The 17822-nt window shown below is 72.8% G+C and carries 15 protein-coding genes and 1 tRNA gene; 11 read left to right on the forward strand and 5 right to left on the reverse strand.

What is annotated here, in order from left to right:
- Positions 1-73: 73 nt before the first annotated feature.
- The 3 genes from ACZ4FH_RS15645 to ACZ4FH_RS15655 all read left to right on the forward strand — a co-directional run bounded on the left by ACZ4FH_RS15645 (position 74) and on the right by ACZ4FH_RS15655 (position 3810).
- Entirely contained in the window at positions 74-1687 is a 1614-nt protein-coding gene (locus ACZ4FH_RS15645) for an MDR family MFS transporter (RefSeq protein ID WP_467305069.1), read from the forward strand.
- Between the two features lie 126 nt (positions 1688-1813).
- Entirely contained in the window at positions 1814-2203 is a 390-nt protein-coding gene (locus ACZ4FH_RS15650) for a DUF485 domain-containing protein (RefSeq protein ID WP_467305070.1), read from the forward strand.
- Positions 2200-3810 carry a sodium/solute symporter gene (locus ACZ4FH_RS15655; protein WP_467305072.1) on the forward strand — a complete coding sequence of 537 codons (1611 nt, stop codon included), beginning with the start codon at positions 2200-2202 and terminating at the stop codon, positions 3808-3810. Before ACZ4FH_RS15650 ends, ACZ4FH_RS15655 begins: the two co-directional genes overlap by 4 nt.
- Before the next feature lie 69 nt (positions 3811-3879).
- Here ACZ4FH_RS15655 and ACZ4FH_RS15660 read toward each other — a convergent pair whose 3' ends face one another.
- Positions 3880-5337: an MFS transporter gene (locus tag ACZ4FH_RS15660; RefSeq protein WP_467305074.1), complete on the reverse strand. Its 1458-nt coding sequence runs from the start codon at positions 5335-5337 to the stop codon at positions 3880-3882.
- Positions 5338-5479: 142 nt separating this feature from the next.
- On the opposite strand from ACZ4FH_RS15660, the gene ACZ4FH_RS15665 reads away from it, so the two are divergent.
- Complete coding sequence (locus tag ACZ4FH_RS15665) at positions 5480-5932, forward strand: MarR family winged helix-turn-helix transcriptional regulator (protein ID WP_467305076.1); 453 nt, start codon at positions 5480-5482, stop codon at positions 5930-5932.
- A gap of 41 nt (positions 5933-5973) precedes the next feature.
- Here ACZ4FH_RS15665 and ACZ4FH_RS15670 read toward each other — a convergent pair whose 3' ends face one another.
- The 3 genes from ACZ4FH_RS15670 to ACZ4FH_RS15680 form a co-directional block, all read right to left on the reverse strand.
- Complete coding sequence (locus ACZ4FH_RS15670; protein ID WP_467305078.1) at positions 5974-6867, reverse strand: cellulose-binding protein; 894 nt, start codon at positions 6865-6867, stop codon at positions 5974-5976.
- A gap of 227 nt (positions 6868-7094) precedes the next feature.
- On the reverse strand, positions 7095-9614 hold the full coding sequence (locus ACZ4FH_RS15675; protein WP_467305080.1) for an SUKH-4 family immunity protein: 2520 nt from the start codon (positions 9612-9614) through the stop codon (positions 7095-7097).
- A gap of 5 nt (positions 9615-9619) precedes the next feature.
- A complete protein-coding gene (locus ACZ4FH_RS15680; RefSeq protein ID WP_383649126.1) occupies positions 9620-10597 on the reverse strand; it encodes an SMI1/KNR4 family protein in 978 nt (325 codons plus the stop codon).
- 302 nt (positions 10598-10899) lie between these two features.
- Between ACZ4FH_RS15680 and ACZ4FH_RS15685 the strand changes: the two genes are divergently transcribed.
- Together ACZ4FH_RS15685 and ACZ4FH_RS15690 are read left to right on the forward strand one after the other, a co-directional pair.
- A complete protein-coding gene (locus ACZ4FH_RS15685) occupies positions 10900-11433 on the forward strand; it encodes a YwqJ-related putative deaminase (RefSeq protein ID WP_383649128.1) in 534 nt (177 codons plus the stop codon).
- Between the two features lie 10 nt (positions 11434-11443).
- Positions 11444-11977 (forward strand): SUKH-3 domain-containing protein, encoded by a 534-nt coding sequence (locus ACZ4FH_RS15690; protein WP_467305084.1) that lies wholly within the window; start codon positions 11444-11446, stop codon positions 11975-11977.
- Positions 11978-12047: 70 nt separating this feature from the next.
- On the opposite strand, the gene ACZ4FH_RS15695 is transcribed toward ACZ4FH_RS15690, so the two are convergent.
- Positions 12048-13358, reverse strand: coding sequence for a sensor histidine kinase (locus ACZ4FH_RS15695; RefSeq protein ID WP_467305085.1), 1311 nt, complete (start codon positions 13356-13358; stop codon positions 12048-12050).
- A 178-nt stretch (positions 13359-13536) separates the two neighbouring features.
- Between ACZ4FH_RS15695 and ACZ4FH_RS15700 the strand changes: the two genes are divergently transcribed.
- From ACZ4FH_RS15700 to pth, 5 genes are all read left to right on the forward strand, one after another.
- Positions 13537-13607 (forward strand) — tRNA-Gln (locus ACZ4FH_RS15700).
- A gap of 107 nt (positions 13608-13714) precedes the next feature.
- Positions 13715-15163, forward strand: a complete 1449-nt coding sequence (glmU, locus tag ACZ4FH_RS15705) for a bifunctional UDP-N-acetylglucosamine diphosphorylase/glucosamine-1-phosphate N-acetyltransferase GlmU (protein ID WP_467305087.1) — start codon at positions 13715-13717, stop codon at positions 15161-15163.
- Positions 15164-15283: 120 nt separating this feature from the next.
- Positions 15284-16258, forward strand: coding sequence for a ribose-phosphate diphosphokinase (locus ACZ4FH_RS15710; RefSeq protein ID WP_467305089.1), 975 nt, complete (start codon positions 15284-15286; stop codon positions 16256-16258).
- Between the two features lie 200 nt (positions 16259-16458).
- A complete protein-coding gene (locus tag ACZ4FH_RS15715) occupies positions 16459-17043 on the forward strand; it encodes a 50S ribosomal protein L25/general stress protein Ctc (RefSeq protein WP_467305091.1) in 585 nt (194 codons plus the stop codon).
- 129 nt (positions 17044-17172) lie between these two features.
- On the forward strand, positions 17173-17766 hold the full coding sequence (gene pth, locus ACZ4FH_RS15720; protein WP_383649141.1) for an aminoacyl-tRNA hydrolase: 594 nt from the start codon (positions 17173-17175) through the stop codon (positions 17764-17766).
- The last annotated feature ends 56 nt before the right edge of the window (positions 17767-17822 follow it).

Genomic DNA, 17822 nt, shown 5'->3' on the forward strand with positions numbered 1-17822 from the left:
CCCCGCCGTCCGGCCGGTCCTCCGTGCCCCCTGCCCACCGGGAGCCGCAGGTGAGACAGTGTCCGGCGGATACATGCATAGGGAAGGAATCCTGGTGGGCTCCACGGACGGCGGCACAGAGGCGATATCGGGGTCCGGAACCGGACCCGCCCCTTCCCCTGCGTCCCGGGGGCGCGGCCCCGTGGTCGCCGCGCTGATGCTGTGCATGGCGCTGGCGGCCATCGACGGCACGATCGTGTCGACCGCCGTCCCGCAGATCGTCGGCGATCTCGGCGGGCTCTCCGTCTTCTCGTGGCTCTTCTCCGGCTATCTGCTCGCGGTGACGGTGACACTGCCGGTGTACGGGAAGCTCTCCGACACCTTCGGGCGCAAGCCGGTCCTGATCGCGGGCGTGGTGTTCTTCCTGATCGGTTCGGTGCTGTGCGCGGCGGCGTGGAACATGGCGGCGCTGATCGCGTTCCGGGTGGTCCAGGGCATCGGCGGCGGCGCGCTCCAGGGCACGGTGCAGACGATCGCGGCGGACCTCTACCCGCTGAAGGAGCGGCCGAGGATCCAGGCCCGGCTCTCCACGGTCTGGGCCACCTCCGCGGTCGCGGGGCCGGTGATCGGCGGGCTGTTCGCGGTGTACGCGGACTGGCGGTGGATCTTTCTGGTCAATCTGCCGGTGGGGGCGCTGGCGCTGCTGCTGGTCGTCCGCCACCTCCATGAGCCCGCCCGGCCGCGCCGGGCGGCCGGTGCGCCCCGGCCCCGGATCGACTGGGCGGGCTCGCTCGCCGTGTTCGCGACCGGGGCCCTGCTGCTGACCGCGCTGGTCCAGGGCGGCGTCGCCTGGCCGTGGCTGTCGGCGCCCTCGTTCGGACTGCTGGGCGGGGCGGCCGTGCTCGCCGCGGTGACGGTCGTGATCGAGCGGCGGGCCGCCGAACCGGTCATCCCGGGCTGGGTGTGGCGACGGCGCACCATCGTCTCGGTCAATCTGGCGCTGGGCGCGATGGGGCTGCTGATGGTCGCGCCGACGGTGTTCCTGCCGACGTACGCCCAGTCGGTGCTGGGACTCGGGCCGATCGCGGCCGGGTTCGTGCTCTCCGTGATGACGCTGAGCTGGCCGGTCTCGGCGGCGTTCTCGGACCGGGTCTACCACCGCATCGGTTTCCGCCGGACCGCGATCACCGGGATGAGCGGGGCCCTGCTGGTGCTGCTGGCCTTCCCGCTGCTGCCGTATCCGGGCGAGGCCTGGCAGCCCGCGCTGATCATGCTGCTGCTCGGGGCGGCGCTGGGGCTGTTCCAGCTGCCGCTGATCGTGGGGGTGCAGTCGACGGTGGGCTGGGCGGAGCGCGGGACGACGACGGCGTCGGTGCTCTTCTGCCGGCAGCTCGGCCAGAGCATCGGCGCCGCGGTCTTCGGCGCCCTCGCCAACGCGGTGCTGGCGGCCCGGCTGGCGGCGTCCGGGGTGCCGGGGCTGCCCCGCGACGTGGACGCGGTCTCGCATGCGCTGACGGATCCGGGCGCGCTGTCGGAGGCGGCCCGGGACCAGGTGCGGCGGGCCGTCGACGCCGCGGTCGACCGGGTCTACCTCGGGGCGGCCGGGGCCGCGGTGGTGGCGCTGCTGGTGCTCGTCGTGGTGGCGCCGAGGCGCTTCCCGGTCCTCCCGGACGAGCCCGCGGAGCGGGCGGCGAAGGCGGCGGACTGAGGGGCGAATTACAGCCAACTCCCGTACGGAACAAGGGCAGTTCGCCGGAACCCCTCCCCAGTCGCGCATACCGGCGAGTAACGTTCGCCTCCCGCACCGCACGAGCATGCGAGGAGCGGCACCACCATGTCGTACGACCCCCCGCACCCCGCCCGGCGCATCTCCGCACGACAGTCCGCGCTCGGGACCGCACCACCGGCCGCCCCCTCCGCCCCGGCGCTCACCCCCGCGCCCGGGAACCACGGGGACCTCCGCCGGCTGCGCGCCGCCTACCGGCTGCTGCGGCGCACCGCGACCTTCACGGCGCTCGGCTACTTCACGCTGTTCCTGGTCCTGTCGGGCTTCGCCCCGTCCTTCATGGGCCGGCCCGTGGGCGGCGGTCTCACCGTCGGTCTGGCCCTCGGGCTGTGCCAACTGCCCGTCACCCTGCTGGCGATCGCCCTGTACGAGCGGATCGCGCGGCGGACCGTGGACCCGCGCGCCGCGGGGCTGCGCAGAACGGCGGCCCGGCGGTGAACGGCTTCGACGAGTCCGCCCAGTCCATGTCCCTGGCCGCCTTCGTCGCGGTGGCCACGATCACGCTGCTGCTCTGCGTGCTGACCGGGCCCGACCGCGACGACCTGGACGAGTTCTACACCGGCTACCGCTCGCTCTCCCCGCTCCGGGGCGGGCTCGCCATCGCCGGTGACTACATCTCGGCCGCCACCGTCCTCGGCACCACCGGCATCATCGCCCTCACCGGCTACGACGGCCTCGTGCTCACCCTGAGCACCGCGCTCTCGCTGATGCTGCTGATGTTCCTGCTGGCCGAACCCCTGCGCAACGCGGGCCGGTTCACCATGGGCGACATGCTCACCCGCCGGGCCCCGGGCCGGGCGGTGCGGATCACCGCGTGCGCGGCCACCCTGGCCGCGCTCCTGCCGATGATGGTCTTCCAGCTCGCGAGCAGCGGTGAACTCCTCGCCTTCATCCTGGGGTTCGACGGTTCCGACTTCCGCACCGGATGCGTCGTCGTCCTCGGGACCGTGATCATCGGCTATGCGGCGATCGGCGGGATGAAGGGCACCGCGCTCGTCCACATCGTCAAGATCGTGGTGCTGTTCACCGCCTGCCTCACCGTCTCCGTACTGATCCTGAACCGCTTCCACTGGGACACCGGCGCGCTGTTCGCCGCCGCCAAGGAGGGCAGCGGGGCGGGCGGGGCGTATCTGCGCTCCGGGCTCCAGTTCGGCGGCAACGCGGCCGACATGATCAGCTCGGAGCTGACCGTCGTGCTCGGCACCGCCTGTCTGCCGCACATCACCATGCGGATGTCCAGCGCGCTCACCGCCCCGGCCATCCGCCGCTCGATGTCCTGGGCGGTCACCGTGGTCGTCGCGCTGTGCCCGCTGCTCTTCCTGATCGGCGTCGGCGCCGCCGCGCTCGTCGGCCACGACGCCATCACCGCCGCCGCGCCCCAGGGCAACAGCGCGATCCTCCAGGTCAGCGGGGTGGTCGCGGCGGGCGGCCGGGGCGGGGCGCTGGCCGTCACGGCGATGACCACCGCGATCTTCCTGACCCTGCTGGCCTCCGTCGCCGGAATGATCCTGGCCTGCGCCAACTCCCTGGCCCACGATCTGTTCGCACACGGGGTGCGCGGTCCGGAGCGGCGGCCGGTGGACGGTCCGACCGAGATGGCCACGGCGCAGGGCGCGGCGGTGGCCGTGGGTCTGGTGACCATCGCGCTGGCGGTCCCGGCCCGGCACTGGAACCTCCAGGCCCTGGCCACCCTGTCGTTCTGCGTGGGGGCCTCGGCGCTGGCCCCGGCGCTGGTCTACAGCATGTTCTGGCGGCGCTTCACCCGTACCGGACTGCTGTGCACGCTCATCGGCGGCACGCTGAGCGTGTTCGTCCTGATCACCGGCACCAATCTGGTCTCGGGCGCGCCGGACTCGGTCTTCCCGGACCGGGACTTCAACTGGTTCCCGTACACGACCACCGGTCTGGTCTCCATTCCGGTCGGTTTCGTCGCGGGCTGGCTGGGCACGGTGCTGGGCCGGCGCACGGCGGCGGAGGAGCGGCGGCTGTACGAGCGGCAGGAGCCGTGGATCCTGGCGGGCGCGCCGCCGTCGGGGCGGCCCTGAACCCCGGACGGCCCGGCCACGCCCCCGCGAGGGGAGCGCGGCCGGGCCGCCGGCTGTGGGGGGTACGGGTCAGCCCTTGGCGGTGACCGCCTCCGGGGCGGCGGTCGCGTCGGCCTTGGCGCCGGGGGCACCGGCGCCGCGGACGGCCGGGATGAACACGGAGATCAGCGCGGCGACGAGGGCGACGCCGCAGCCGAACATCAGCCCGGTGCGGAAGCCCGCCTCGGAGGTGAAGGTGAAGCCGCCGGCCTCGGTGGTCATCTGCGCGAGGACCGCGCCGATGACGGCGGCGCCGATCGAGGTGCCCAGCGCGCGCATCAGGGTGTTGAAGCCGTTGGCGGCAGCGGTCTCGGAGGCCGGGACCGAGCTCATGATCAGGGCGGGCATCGCCCCGTAGGCGAGGCCGACACCGCTGCTGCTGACCATGAGGAACAGCATCAGGCCCCAGGCGGAGCCCATGAGCAGGATGCCGATGCCGTAGGCGGCGGCGATCACCAGAACGCCGCTGATCAGGGTGAACTTCGGGCCGCGGGCGTCGGTGAGCTTTCCGCCGAAGGGCGAGATGAGCATCATCATGACGCCGCCGGGGGCCATCCAGAGACCGGCCTGGAGCATCGACTGGCCCAGGCCGTAGCCGGTGGCCTCGGGGAACTGGAGCAGCTGCGGCGCGATGAGCATGCCGGCGTACATGCCGAAGCCGACGAAGAGCGAGGCGATGTTGGTGATCAGCACCCGGGGGCGGGCGGTGGTGCGCAGGTCGACCAGCGGGTCGGTGGTGCGCAGTTCCCAGTAGCCCCAGGCGAGGAGCACCACGACGGAGGCCGCGAACAGGCCGATCGTGGTGCCGGAGGCCCAGCCCCACTCGGCGCCCTTGGAGACGGCGAGCAGCAGGCAGACCAGGCCGACGGCGAGGCCGACGGCGCCGACCGCGTCGAAGCGCTGACCCTTGGCACCGGCCGGGACGTCCGGGACGAGGAACCAGATCAGGGCGAAGATGACGAGCGCCAGGGCGGCGGAGCCCCAGAACAGCACGCGCCAGTTGGCGTACTGGGCGACGGCCGAGGCGATCGGCAGGCCGAGCGCGCCGCCGATCCCGAGCGAGGCGCTGACCAGCGCGATGGAGGAGCTGAGCTTCTCCTTCGGCACCACGTCGCGCAGCAGGGCGATGCCGAGCGGCACCATGCCCATGCCCATGCCCTGGAGGCCGCGGCCGATGATCATGGGGACGACGGTGGACGAGAGCGCGCACACCACCGAGCCGATGACCAGCGGCACCGCGCAGACGAGCAGCATCCGCCGCTTGCCGAGCAGGTCGCCGAGGCGGCCGGAGACCGGTACGCACACGGCCGAGACGAGCAGGGTGACGGTGATCACCCAGGCGGCGTTGGACGACGAGGTGTCGAGGATCTTCGGCAGCTCCGCGATGAGCGGGGTCACCAGGGTCTGCATGATCGCCGCCACGGTGCCGGCGAAGGCGAGTGTGGCGATCACACCGCCGGATCGGACGGTCGGCTGTGGGGCATCCATGAAAGGGAACTCCTTGGGGGTCGCGGTCCCGCCCACCGGGACAAGACGTGCATCATACATGCGGAATGCGTCATACACATTTCATGGTGCATGCACATCGCATGAGACCATGGACCGACGCACCGAAGGAGGACCCGGGAACATGGCCAGACCCACGGACGAAGTGGAGTACGAGCAGATGCTGCTCGGGCGGCACGACCTCGCGCACCGGGGCAGGCGCCACAGGTTCGGACGCCTGGAGCGCAGCGCCTACATCCTGCTCAGCCGCATCCGCGTCCAGGGCCCCATGTCCAACGGCGAACTGAGCGACGCCTTCGGCCTCGACGCCTCCACCCTCAACCGCCAGACCGCCGCCGCCACCCGCGCCGGCCTGGTCGAGCGCATCCCCGACCCCGAGGGCGGCATGGCCCGCAAGTTCCGCATCACCGAACGGGGCGCGGCCCTGCTCGACCAGGAACGCGAACACGTCGTCGACGCACTCGACAAGGTCATGGCCGACTGGCCCGACGAGGACATCGCCGCCTTCGCCGGCTACCTCAAGCGGTTCAACACCAGCATCGAACGCCTCTCCCAGCGCCCCTGGCCCCGCCCCTGAGCCCCGGCCATCGCCCCCGGGGGCACCGCCCGGTGCCCCCGTCAGTCCTTCGCCGGAACCGCACGCCCCGTCAGACCGGCCAGCGACGCCCGCACATGGGCCATGTGCGCCTGCACGTCCTCACGGCGCTCCTCGTGCTCGCGCAGGATCCGCTCGGTCTCCCGCACCACCCGCTCCTCACGCATCCGGGCCTCGGCCAGCAGCTCACGACGCCGCGCGTCGGCGTCCTCCCCGCGGTGCCGCGCGGCCTCCTGCGCCTGGGACCGCGCCCGCCGCGCCGCCTCCAGACCGGCCTCGGCCCGCTCGGTCAGCTCCGCCTCCCGGGCCGCCCACGCCGCCTCCGCGTCCGCCAGCTCCCGCGCGGCCGCCGCCCCGCGCTCACCGTGCTCCTGCTCCTGGTGCGCCAGCACGCTCGCCGTACGCGAACGGGTCGCCTCCATCGCGGCCTCGGCCTCCTCGCGCGCCTGCCCCGCGTCCTGCCGGGCCGCTGCGAGGGCCTCGTCCGCCCGTGCCCCGGCCGCGTCCAGCACCTCACCGGCCGCCCGCTCCGCCGCCGTCCGCACCCCGGCCGCGTCCTCGCGGGCCGACTCGCGGACCGCGCGCGCCGCGGCGTCCGCCGCGTCCCGCACCGCCTGCGCCTCCTCCCGGGCCGCGGTCAGCACCGCCCGCGCCTCCCCCTCGGCCAGCGCCAGGATCTCCTGCGCCCGCTCCCCCAGCGACGCGTAGTCCTGCGGCTCCAGACCCGCGACCACCTCGTCCAGCCGGGCCGACTCCGCCACCAGGCTCTCGGCCAGCTCCGCCAGCCGGGCCAGCCGCTCCCGCGCCCCGTCGCGCTCCGCCGTCAGCGCGGCCGTCACCCGCTCCACCTGCTCCGGACGGTAGCCACGCCCCCGCACCCCGACGAAGCCGTACGCGGACACCGGTGCAGAACTCATCCTGGACGCCTCTTTCCGACTCTCCGACCATCAAGCAATACGTCAAGGATGCGGCAATTGACACGGAAGTCGGAATCGACTCGATGGATTCCGGACGGAAGCGACAGGCATCACAGCCCGCACCCGCCCCACCCGTCACACCACCCCCACCACGCGAAAAGAGCGCGGCGCCCCTCCCCCGAAGGAGAGGAGCGCCGCGCCCCCGCCGGACCGCCCCGACCGTACGGTCAGATCAGCCCGTCCCACATCTGCTCCAGCAGCACCGACCACCAGCTCTCCGGCGACGCCAGCGCCGCCGGGTCCAGCGCCGCCAGCTGCGCCTGGAAGTCGACCGTCCAGCGGCCCGCCTGCTCCGGGTTGAGCCCGTACCGCAGCCGCCACATCCGGCCCAGCAGCGCCAGCGAGCGGGTGAACTCGGGCAGCCCCGTGTTCACGAACTGCGGCGCCACCGCCTGCCCGTCCGCACCCGCCTCCACCGGCACGGCCACGATGTGCGCCGTGCCGTACTGCACACAGATCGCCCGGCCGAAGTCGGACCCCATCACCAGGTACGACCCCGCGTCCGGAGCCGGCTGCACCTGCCGCTGCGCGGCCAGCTCCGCCAGCGTCGGCACCACCGGCTGCCCCGGCTGCGCCCAGAAGAACGGCCCGAAGTCGGCGGGCAGCCCCGCCCACACGAGCGTCCGCGCCACCAGCTCCGGCACCCCCTGCCGGGAGACCGCCCGCTGGTCGAACCGGAGCACGCCCTGCGGACCGAAGCTCTGCAACAGCTCCTCGGCCACGGCCTCCGGCGGCACCGGCGGAGCGGGCTGCACCGGCGGCAGCGGCGCCCGCACCGGGGCCGGCCGCGCCGGACCGTCCGCGACCTGGTGCAGCTCGCCCTGGTGCGTCAGCAGATGCTGCATGCCCTGCTGCCGGCTCGCGTGGTCGGTGCCGTACGGGGCGACGCTGGTGATCCGCACCTGCGGCCAGGTCTCCCGGATCATCCGGGCGCAGTACCCGCCCGGCAGCTCGCACGACTCCAGCTCCGTGTGCAGCTCGATGACCTGCTGCGGCGGCACGTTCATCGCCCGCAGCTCGTGCAGCATCTGCCACTCGGGGTGCGGGGTGCCCGGCGCCGAACGGCGGATCAGCTGCTGTTCGCTGCCGTCGGGCGCGCGGAAGCGCAGCACGGCCTGGTAGCCGGGGCCGACCGTCGGCTGACCGGCCGGCGGCTGCGGGAAACCGGGCTGCGGTACGGGGCCGGGGGCCCCGCCCAGCGATCCCCCGTGCCCCATCGGGGCACCGGGCGGCCCCGGAGGACCGGGCGGACCGGGCGGCTGCGGCGCCGACGGACCCATCTGGGACGGGTCGGCCAGCATCGTCGCGGCCTGGTGCACCCCTCCGCCGGGCGGCGGCGTCGCACCGGGCGGCGCCGGAGGCTGCGGCGCACCGGGAGCACCCGGCGGACCGGGCGGACCGGGCGGCTGCGGCGCGCCGGGCATCCCGGGCGGGCCGGGAGGCTGCGGCGCACCCGGAACTCCGGGCGGCCCCGGCGGCTGCGGCGCCGACGGACCCATCTGCGACGGGTCGGCCAGCATCGTGGCCGCGTGGTGCACCTGACCGCCGCCGGGCGGCGGCGTCGAACCGGGCGGCGGGGGCGGACCGGGGGGACCGGGCGGCTGCGGGGCGCCGGGCACCCCAGGAGGCTGCGGAGCACCGGGAGCACCGGGCGGGCCGAGCTGGGAGACCATCTGCGTCGGGACGTACCCGCCCGCCGGGGCCCCGGGCGCACCCGGACCCGACGGCGGCGGCACCGGATCACCCGGCCGCGCCCCCGGCGTACCCGGCGCACCGGGCGGCGGCGGGGTCGTCGGACCCCCGCCCCGCGCACCGCGCGGCGTCATCGGAGCCTTGCTCGTCGCCTCGTCCGCGATGTCGCCCGGACCACCGCGGCCCGGCGGCGGCCCCTGCGGACCGCCCGGACCCTGCGGACCACCGGGACCGTGCGGCGGAAGCCCCGGCACGATCGCCGTCGCCGGAAGCTGACTGCCCCCGGACATCAGCGCGGTCGGCGCGTCGGCCGGCACCACCCGGGGCGGCAGCTCCTCGTCGTCGGCACCCACGAGCGGCGGCGCGAACACCGTCGCCGGCAGCTCCACCTCGCCCTCGTCGGAACCCGCGTTCGTGTCCGTACCCGCCCACGGCGTCGCCCCGACCGGCGGCTGCGGCGCCGACGGCGCGGGAGCGGACGGCATCACGGGGGCGGGCGGGGGCGGCGGAGCCATCGACGGCGGGGCCATCGGCGACGGGGCCGGCGCAACGGGCGCGGGAGCCGGGGCCGGGGCGGGCGCCGGCGGAGGCGTCTGCCCCGACGCACCGGCACGGTGGTCCGGAATACCCAGCTTGTCCGCGGCCTCCTGCAACCACTCCGGAGGACTCAGCAGGAACGAGGTCTGGTTCAGATCGATCCGCGCCGGAGGCTCCGGAGCCACCGGCTCGGCCGCCGCGGCCCCGTACTCCTCCTCGTACCGCCGTATCACCTCACCCACCGGCAGCCCCGGCCACAGCGTCGCCTCACCACTGTCCCGGGCGATCACCAGCCGCTGACGGCCGCCGTCCGACACCGGTCCCTCGGCACGGTCCTCGGCCCACACCACGAAACCCAGTTCGAACTCACGGACCCGGACCTCCCGGTGCTGATACGCCGGAACATCACCGTTGACCCACTCGTCCGCGCGCTCCTGCGCCTGCGCAAAGGTCACCACCGCGCTCACCCCTCCACCGGGACGGCCCGCGCGAAGCCACCGTCCACCATCAGGTTCGCCACCGTCTCCAGCTCCGGCGGATTGCCCGCCAGCCGCTGGAGGAACGCGTCGAAGTCCGCACCGCACGGCAGCAGCAGCCGGTCCACCCGCTCCTGCACCGTCCAGCCGTCCCGGTCGCGCGCGTCGTCGTACAGGCAGAACCACACGGAACCCAGCGCCTCACCGCGCACCTTCACCGCGAGGATCCCGCCCTGGACGAAACCGACGCCCAGATAGTCCTTCGTCAGATGGTCCCGCAGACACTTGTTGACGTACACCAGATCGTTCACCGACGCCTGCTCGCGCACCGTGAAGAACGGCTGGTCCACCAGCAGCCCCAGCTCCGCGTCCAGCGCCGCGCCCACCGGAGCCGACCCGCCGGCCGCCTTCAGGAACGAGCGGTACGCACCCGGCAGCCGGTACCCCAGGTCCTCCTCGACCCCCAGGACCTGCTGCTCCGTCACCGCCACCGCGCCCTTCGGCAGCCGGAAGTGCGCGGGCCGGGTCTCCTGGAGCGGACGCGTACCCCGCTTGTTCTGGTCCACCGCGGTCGTCGCCAGACCCCCGTGGTGCCGCAGCAGCGCCTTCACCTCCACCGGCACCAGCTCCATCCGCCGGCCGCCCGGCACGTGGTGCCAGGTCCAGCCGTGCGGCGTCGCCACCGCGGGAATCGTGTCCCACAGCTCGTGCCCGCTCGCCGCCAGCGCCGCGTTCGCCGACACGTAGTCCGTGAGCCGCAGCTCGTCCACGCCGAAACCCTGCGGAGGCTCGGCGATCTCCGCGGCGGCGCGCGCGTACGGCGCGAAGTCGGGGCAGCCGTTCGCATCCATCCGCACCCCTCTGGGGTGACGCGACGCCCGGACCGGATCCGGGAAGTGCACGAGCTGCCCGGCGTAGGCCGCGTTCGGTGGCGCGGCCTGCTGCCCGAGCCGACCTGTCGTCATGGCGGTTGCCCCCTGTGCTTCTGGCTGATGAGGACCGACCTGCCCACGGGGGCGGTCCAGGCACAGCCTATGCGCTGCCCCCGGAACGGGTCCCGCCCCGTCGCCCCATGGCCCTCTCCGTCACCAACCGTCACAACCGGGTGACGGAAGAGCGACGTCCCCGTCCCGTCCGCGCGACACGCAGACACGTTTCGCCGACCCAGCTTTCACACGACCCGACACATTTGGCAGGCTGTCACCCGCACTACACGGGGGCGTGCACATTCGGCAGCGGCCGCTGCGGGCACGGGAGGGACAGCACCATGCACACCGCACACTCAGCACAGACCGTTACCACCGGAGACCCACGACTCAGCTGGAGCAGCGACGAAACCGACCGCGTCCCCCGGCTGACCCAGCGCCGCGACGGCATCCTGCCCGCCGTCGCCGCCGCCCTCTCCGTACGCGGCGAAACCCTCACCTGCACCGCCGGCAAGGGCGACCAGCCCCCCGTCCTGCACCACCTCGTCCAGGACTTCCTCGACACCCTCCCCACGGCGCAGCGCGAACGCTTCACCGGCCGCTGCCCCGAGGCCATACTGCTCTCCCGCCACCTCACCGCCACCGAGACCGGCCGCTCCAAACGAGCCCAGCGCAAGCCCCTCACCAACGGCGAGGCCCGCCGCGCCCTCAAGCACGCCCGCCTCACCGCCCGCCGCATCCGCGAGGACGGCGACCCGCTGCACGGCAGCTACGCGGCACCCTGCCGCTCCTGCTCCGTGATGCTCGCCCACTTCGGCGTCCGCCCCGTCGACCTCACCACCGCAGCGACGGCCACCACCGCCGAGAAGGGCTGACGCCGCACCCATGCAGGAACGCACCGACCTCCCCGCCCAGGCCGGTCCCGGCCGCCGCGACCCCCACAACTCCACCCGCTTCGCCGTCCCCGTCGACGACGCCCTGCGCGCCGCCGGCTGGCAGCCCGGCCGCTGGGACATCCGCCGGGCCGAGGAGTGGGCCGACGCCCTGCGCTCCCACGCCTCCCCCGCGGGCCACCGCCACGCCGTCTTCCCCGCGGCCGTCGAGGCCTGGGCCGAATTCGGCGGACTCCGCATCACCGCGACCTCCCCCGGCCGCCAGATCGCACCCCCGCCCGTCCGCATCGACCCCCTGGGCGGACTCCATCTCGCCCGCACCCTCGGCGACCTCGGCCGGGCACTGGAGACCGAAGTGGCCCCCCTCGGCGAGGAGGGCGACGGCCAGGCCGTCCTCGCCATCGACACCGAGGGCCGCGTCTACAGCATCGACCACACCGGCGACTGGTTCCTCGGCGCCGACATCGACGCCGCCCTCACCACCCTCATCACGGGCATCCTGCCCGAACGCCTGATTTCGGGCTGACGCCCGATCCGGGGCCGAGGACACCACTCCACTCCGCCCCGGAACCAGCACACAGCACCCCGCCCCGGGCTCAGACCCCCGGGGCACCCGCCGCATCCGGCAGAACCGCCGAGACCCGGAAACCCCCCGCGTCCGTCGGCCCCGACACGAAGACCCCGCCCAGCCCCAGCACCCGCTCCCGCATCCCCACGAGCCCGTTGCCCCCGCTGGGCAGCCCCGCATCCGCCGTACCCGCGTCCGACGGACCGTTCTCCACCTGCATCGCGACCTCGGCACCCCGGTGCGCCAGCCGCACCCACGTCCGCGCCCCCGCCGCGTGCTTGTGCACGTTGGTCAACGCCTCCTGCACCACCCGGTACGCCGTCTGCTCGACCTCCGGGGCATACGGCCGGACCTCACCCTCCACCGACAGCTCCACCGTCATCCCCGCCGCACGGGACTCCCCCACCAGCACCTCCACCGCGTCCAGCCGCGGCCCGTCCTCCGCCACCACCGACACCGGACGCCCCACCGAAGCCAACGGCACCTCCGTCACCCGCGATGCCACCGGATCCCCCGACCGCAGCACCCCGAGCATCTCCCGCAGCTCCGTCAGCGCCTGCCGCCCCATGTCCCCCACCAGCGCCGCGTTGCGCACCGCCTTCGCCGGATCCTTCGGCGCCACCGCCTGCAACGCCGCCGCGTGCACGACCATCAGACTCACCCGGTGCGCCACCACGTCGTGCATCTCCCGCGCGATCCGGGTCCGCTCCTCCGTACGCGCCCACTCCGCACGCTCCTCCGCCCGGTCCGCCAGCAACGACAGCTCCCGCTCCAGCGAGTCCGCCCGCTCCCGCAGACTCTCCATCAGCCGGCGCCGCGCCCCTATGTACAGGCCGAAGAGCACCGGCGGGGCGGTCAGCCCGAGCGCCACGAGCAGGGAGAGAAGGGGAACGATCCAGTCACCGGGCCCGAAGTCCGCGTCCGCGTCGACGCCCTGCTTCAGCCGCACGTACGTCACGATGAACGTCCCCACCAGGGTCATGCTCATCAGCACCGCGGTGATCCGCCGCGGCACCTCGGACGCCGCCAGCGTGTACAGACCGACCAGGCCCATCAGATAGCCCATGTCGGCCGGCGTCGTCGCTATCGACACCAGCACCACCGCGATCGGCCACTGCCGCCGCACCAGCAGCACCGAGCCGGCCAGCAGCCCGAACACCACCCCGAACCACACCGGCAGCCCGGTGTCCCCCGCGAACGCCACCCCCTCCAGCGCACACTCCAGCGCCGAAACCAGCGCCAGCCCCACATCCAGCGCGACACTCCGTCGCCGCTCCCACCACCAGTAGCCGCGGGTGGTCGGCCCCGCCGCTTCCCGGTCTGCCCCCGTTGCGGTCATGGCATCCAGCGTACGGGCGGCCGCATCCCATTTTCGGGAGACCTGGACAGCACGTCGAGCCGTCGAACGGGCCCGGAACGCCTCCTTGCCGAACCGTCGCACCGAGCCTGCGCGGTACGGCATAGTAGGTGCTGCCGAAACGAGCCGATCAAGAGAATCGGACATAAGGCGCGATCTATCCCGGGTCGTCTAAAGGCAGGACAAATGGTTTTGGTCCATTGAATGAGGGTTCGATTCCTTCCCCGGGAGCCCTGCCGCGGGCCCCGACCACCGAGGTCGGGGCCCGCACTCATGTCCGGTCCCGCGCCCCCCGGTATCCTGCGGATGTCCACCACCCGAAGCCGAAGGGCCTATTCGTGAGCTCCGTACGCCCGGCAGCCGTCGTCGTCCTCGCAGCGGGTGAGGGCACCCGCATGAAGTCGAAGACTCCCAAGGTTCTGCACGAGATCTCCGGGCGTTCGCTCGTCGGACATGTCGTCGCAGCCGCCCGTGAGCTGGAACCGCAGCACCTCGTCGTGGTCGTGGGCCACGCGAGCGAGCAGGTGACCGCTCATCTCACCGAGGCGGACGCGCAGGTGCGCACCGCCTACCAGGCCGAGCAGAAGGGCACCGGGAACGCGGTGCGGGTCGCGCTCGACGAGCTGGGCGGGTCCGTCGAGGGGACCGTGATCGTCGTGTGCGGCGACACCCCGCTGCTGTCGGGCGAGACGCTGGCCGCGCTCGCCGCCACGCACGGGGCCGACGCCAACGCCGTCACCGTGCTGAGCGCCGAGGTGCCGGACTCCACCGGCTACGGCCGGATCGTCCGGGACGCGGCGACGGGCGCGGTCACCGAGATCGTCGAGCACAAGGACGCCACCGACGCGCAGCGCGCGATCCGGGAGATCAACTCCGGGGTGTTCGCGTTCGACGGGCAGCTGCTCGCGGACGCGCTGGGCAAGGTGCGGACGGACAACAGCCAGGGCGAGGAGTACCTCACCGATGTGCTGTCGATCCTGCGCGAGGCCGGGCACCGGGTCGGTGCCTCGGTGGCGGCCGATCACCGGGAGATCCTGGGGATCAACAACCGGGTGCAGCTCGCGGAGGCCCGCGGGCTGCTGAACCGGCGGCTGCTGGAGCGGGCGATGACGGCGGGCGTGACCGTGGTGGACCCGGCGTCCACGGTGATCGACGTGACGGTGACGTACGAGCGGGACGCGGTCGTGCACCCGGGGACGCAGCTGCTGGGGGCCACGCATCTGGCGGAGGACGCCGAGGTCGGCCCGAACACCCGGCTGACGGACACCGTGGTGGGCGCGGGCGCCCGGGTGGACAACACGGTGGCGGACCGCGCCGAGGTGGGCGCGGGGGCGTCGGTGGGTCCGTTCGCCTATCTGCGGCCCGGGACGAAGCTCGGCCCGAAGGCGAAGGCCGGGACGTACGTGGAGATGAAGAACGCGACGATCGGCGAGGGGACGAAGGTTCCGCACCTGTCGTACGTGGGGGACGCCACCATCGGGGACCACACGAACATCGGCGCGGCGAGCGTCTTCGTGAACTACGACGGTGTGAACAAGCACCACACGACGATCGGCTCCCACTGCCGTACCGGTTCGGACAATATGTTTGTGGCTCCTGTCACGGTCGGGGACGGGGTCTACACCGCGGCGGGCTCCGTGATCACGAAGGACGTGCCGGCGGGTTCGCTGGCCGTGGCCCGGGGCCAGCAAAGGAATATCGAGGGTTGGGTGGCGCGCAAGCGTCCGGGAAGTGCCGCCGCGCAGGCGGCTCAGGCGGCGGCGGAGAACCCGGCCGGCGAAAGCTGACCGGAAACAGGTGCGCCGCGCACGGCGTACCGTGATAGATGCTCACCCCATTTCGGCTGGCTCGTTGCACTTCGGGACCTCTGTGTGCGGCGCCAGGAACACGTCTGAGGAGACTGTGCTGTGACCGGGATCAAGACGACCGGCGAGAAGAAACTGATGCTCTTCTCCGGCCGCGCCCACCCCGAGCTGGCCGAGGAGGTCGCGCACCAGCTGGGTGTGGGCCTCGTGCCGACGAAGGCCTTCGATTTCGCCAACGGTGAGATCTACGTCCGCTTCCAGGAGTCGGCGCGTGGCGCGGACTGCTTCCTGATCCAGAGCCACACGGCTCCGATCAACAAGTGGATCATGGAGCAGCTGATCATGCTGGACGCGCTGAAGCGCGCGTCGGCCCGCTCCATCACGGTGATCGTGCCGTTCTACGGCTACGCCCGTCAGGACAAGAAGCACAAGGGCCGTGAGCCGATCTCGGCGCGGCTGATCGCGGATCTGATGAAGACCGCGGGTGCGGACCGGATTCTCACCGTGGATCTGCACACGGACCAGATCCAGGGCTTCTTCGACGGTCCGGTGGACCACCTGTTCGCGCTGCCGATCCTGGCGGACTACGTGGGCGCCAAGGTCGACCGTGCGAAGCTGACGATCGTGTCGCCGGACGCGGGCCGGGTCCGGGTCGCGGACCGCTGGTGCGACCGGCTGGACGCGCCGCTGGCGATCGTGCACAAGCGCCGTGACAAGGACGTGCCGAACCAGGTGAGCGTCCACGAGGTCGTGGGCAATGTCGAGGGCCGGGTGTGTGTGCTGGTCGACGACATGATCGACACGGGTGGCACGATCTGTGCGGCGGCGGACGCCCTGTTCGCGCACGGTGCGGCCGATGTCATAGTGACGGCGACGCACGGGGTGCTGTCGGGTCCGGCGGCGGACCGGCTGAAGAACTCGAAGGTGAGCGAGTTCGTGTTCACGGACACGCTGCCGACGCCGGGTGAGCTGGAGCTGGACAAGATCACGGTGCTGTCGATCGCCCCGACGATCGCGCGCGCGGTGCGTGAGGTGTTCGAGGACGGTTCGGTGACGAGCCTCTTCGAGGAGCAGTAGGAGGATCGTTTCCGGGCGTGCGGCGTCCGGGAAGATCCACTTTGGGGTGCGGCCTCCCCGCCGGGTAGACTCAGCGAGTTGCTCGGCGAGGGAGGCCGTACTCATGTACGGGTGCTCCGTTATCGACGCGCTCTTCGTAGCAGGCCTGTCGTGGGCCGGGTGACCATCCGTAGTTCTGTCACCTGACGAGGAGTGCAGTCATGGCCGAGATCAAGCTCGCCGCCCAGCCCCGTAACGAGTTCGGCAAGGGTGCGGCCCGCCGCGCGCGCCGTGCCAGCCAGGTTCCCGCGGTCGTCTACGGCCACGGTGCCGAGCCGGTCCACGTGACGCTGCCGGCCCACGAGCTGCAGCTGGCGCTGCGTACCGCCAACGTGCTGATCGGCCTGGAGCTGGACGGCAAGGACGCCCTGGTGATCCCGAAGGCCGTGCAGCGCAACCCGCTGAAGGGCGACATCGAGCACGTCGACCTGCTGACCGTGAAGCGCGGCGAGAAGGTCCAGGTCGAGATCGCGGTGCAGGCCGAGGGCGACCTGGCCCCGGGCAGCAACCTGCTGGAGTACGTGATGAACACGCTGCTCGTCGAGGCCGAGGCCACCCACATCCCCGAGTCCGTCACGGTCTCCGTGCAGGGCCTGGACGCCGGTGCGTCGGTTCTGGCGAAGGACATCGAGCTGCCGAAGGGCTCCGTGCTGGCCGGTGACGAGGACGCCATCGTGCTCCAGGTCGTCGCCGCGCAGGCCGAGGAGCCGTCGGCGGACGCCGAGGCCGAGGGCGACGAGGCCTGAGCCTCGCCCCACCTGCTTGACTGACGGGGTGGCGGTCCCTTTCCGGGGTTCCGCCGCCCCGTTTCCGTGTGTCCGCCCGCGGTCACCGGTTGTCCCGTCTTTCGTTCCGTACGCGAGGAGACCTGCGCGATGTCCGACGCCACCGACCCGTGGCTGATCGTGGGCCTGGGCAATCCCGGCCCCGAGTACGCGGCCCACCGGCACAATGTCGGTTTCATGGTCGCCGATCTGCTCGCGGAGCGGATCGGCGGGAAGTTCAAGCGGGCGCCGAAGGCGCAGGCGCAGGTGGTGGAGGGGCGGATCGGTCCGCCGGGTCCGCTGAGCCGCCGGGTGGTGGTGGCGAAGCCGATGTCGTTCATGAATCTGTCGGGTGGGCCGGTCGCGGGGCTGCGGGACTTCTACAAGGTGCCGCTGGACCATGTGGTGGCGGTCCATGACGAGCTGGACATCGATTACGGGACGCTGCGGCTGAAGCTGGGCGGCGGGGACAACGGGCACAACGGGCTGAAGTCGATGACGAAGGCGGTCGGTGGGGAGTACCACCGGGTGCGGTTCGGGATCGGGCGTCCGCCGGGGCGGATGCAGGTGGCGGATTTCGTGCTGAAGGACTTCTCGTCGGTGGAGCGCAAGGAGCTGGCGTTTCTGGTGGACCGGGCGGCGGACGCGGTGGAGTGTCTGCTCGCGGAGGGTCTGGAGCGGGCGCAGAGCGCGTACAACTCCTGATATGTCCTTCGGTAGTGGGGCTGTTTTCGGCCGTGGCTTGACCGTGTGGCGGGGGC

It is taken from the genome of Streptomyces sp. NPDC024555, assembly GCF_055559335.1.

Excerpts from the sequence above, each read along its gene's own strand:
- ACZ4FH_RS15685 (WP_383649128.1), top strand. The coding sequence starts at position 10,900 with ATGCACACCGCACACTCAGCACAGACCGTTACCACCGGAGACCCACGA.
- ACZ4FH_RS15690 (WP_467305084.1), top strand. The coding sequence starts at position 11,444 with ATGCAGGAACGCACCGACCTCCCCGCCCAGGCCGGTCCCGGCCGCCGC.
- ACZ4FH_RS15660 (WP_467305074.1), bottom strand. The coding sequence starts at position 5,337 with ATGGATGCCCCACAGCCGACCGTCCGATCCGGCGGTGTGATCGCCACA.
- ACZ4FH_RS15695 (WP_467305085.1), bottom strand. The coding sequence starts at position 13,358 with ATGACCGCAACGGGGGCAGACCGGGAAGCGGCGGGGCCGACCACCCGC.
- ACZ4FH_RS15670 (WP_467305078.1), bottom strand. The coding sequence starts at position 6,867 with ATGAGTTCTGCACCGGTGTCCGCGTACGGCTTCGTCGGGGTGCGGGGG.
- ACZ4FH_RS15715 (WP_467305091.1), top strand. The coding sequence starts at position 16,459 with ATGGCCGAGATCAAGCTCGCCGCCCAGCCCCGTAACGAGTTCGGCAAG.
- pth (WP_383649141.1), top strand. The coding sequence starts at position 17,173 with ATGTCCGACGCCACCGACCCGTGGCTGATCGTGGGCCTGGGCAATCCC.
- ACZ4FH_RS15645 (WP_467305069.1), top strand. The coding sequence starts at position 74 with ATGCATAGGGAAGGAATCCTGGTGGGCTCCACGGACGGCGGCACAGAG.
- ACZ4FH_RS15680 (WP_383649126.1), bottom strand. The coding sequence starts at position 10,597 with ATGACGACAGGTCGGCTCGGGCAGCAGGCCGCGCCACCGAACGCGGCC.
- ACZ4FH_RS15665 (WP_467305076.1), top strand. The coding sequence starts at position 5,480 with ATGGCCAGACCCACGGACGAAGTGGAGTACGAGCAGATGCTGCTCGGG.
- ACZ4FH_RS15650 (WP_467305070.1), top strand. The coding sequence starts at position 1,814 with ATGTCGTACGACCCCCCGCACCCCGCCCGGCGCATCTCCGCACGACAG.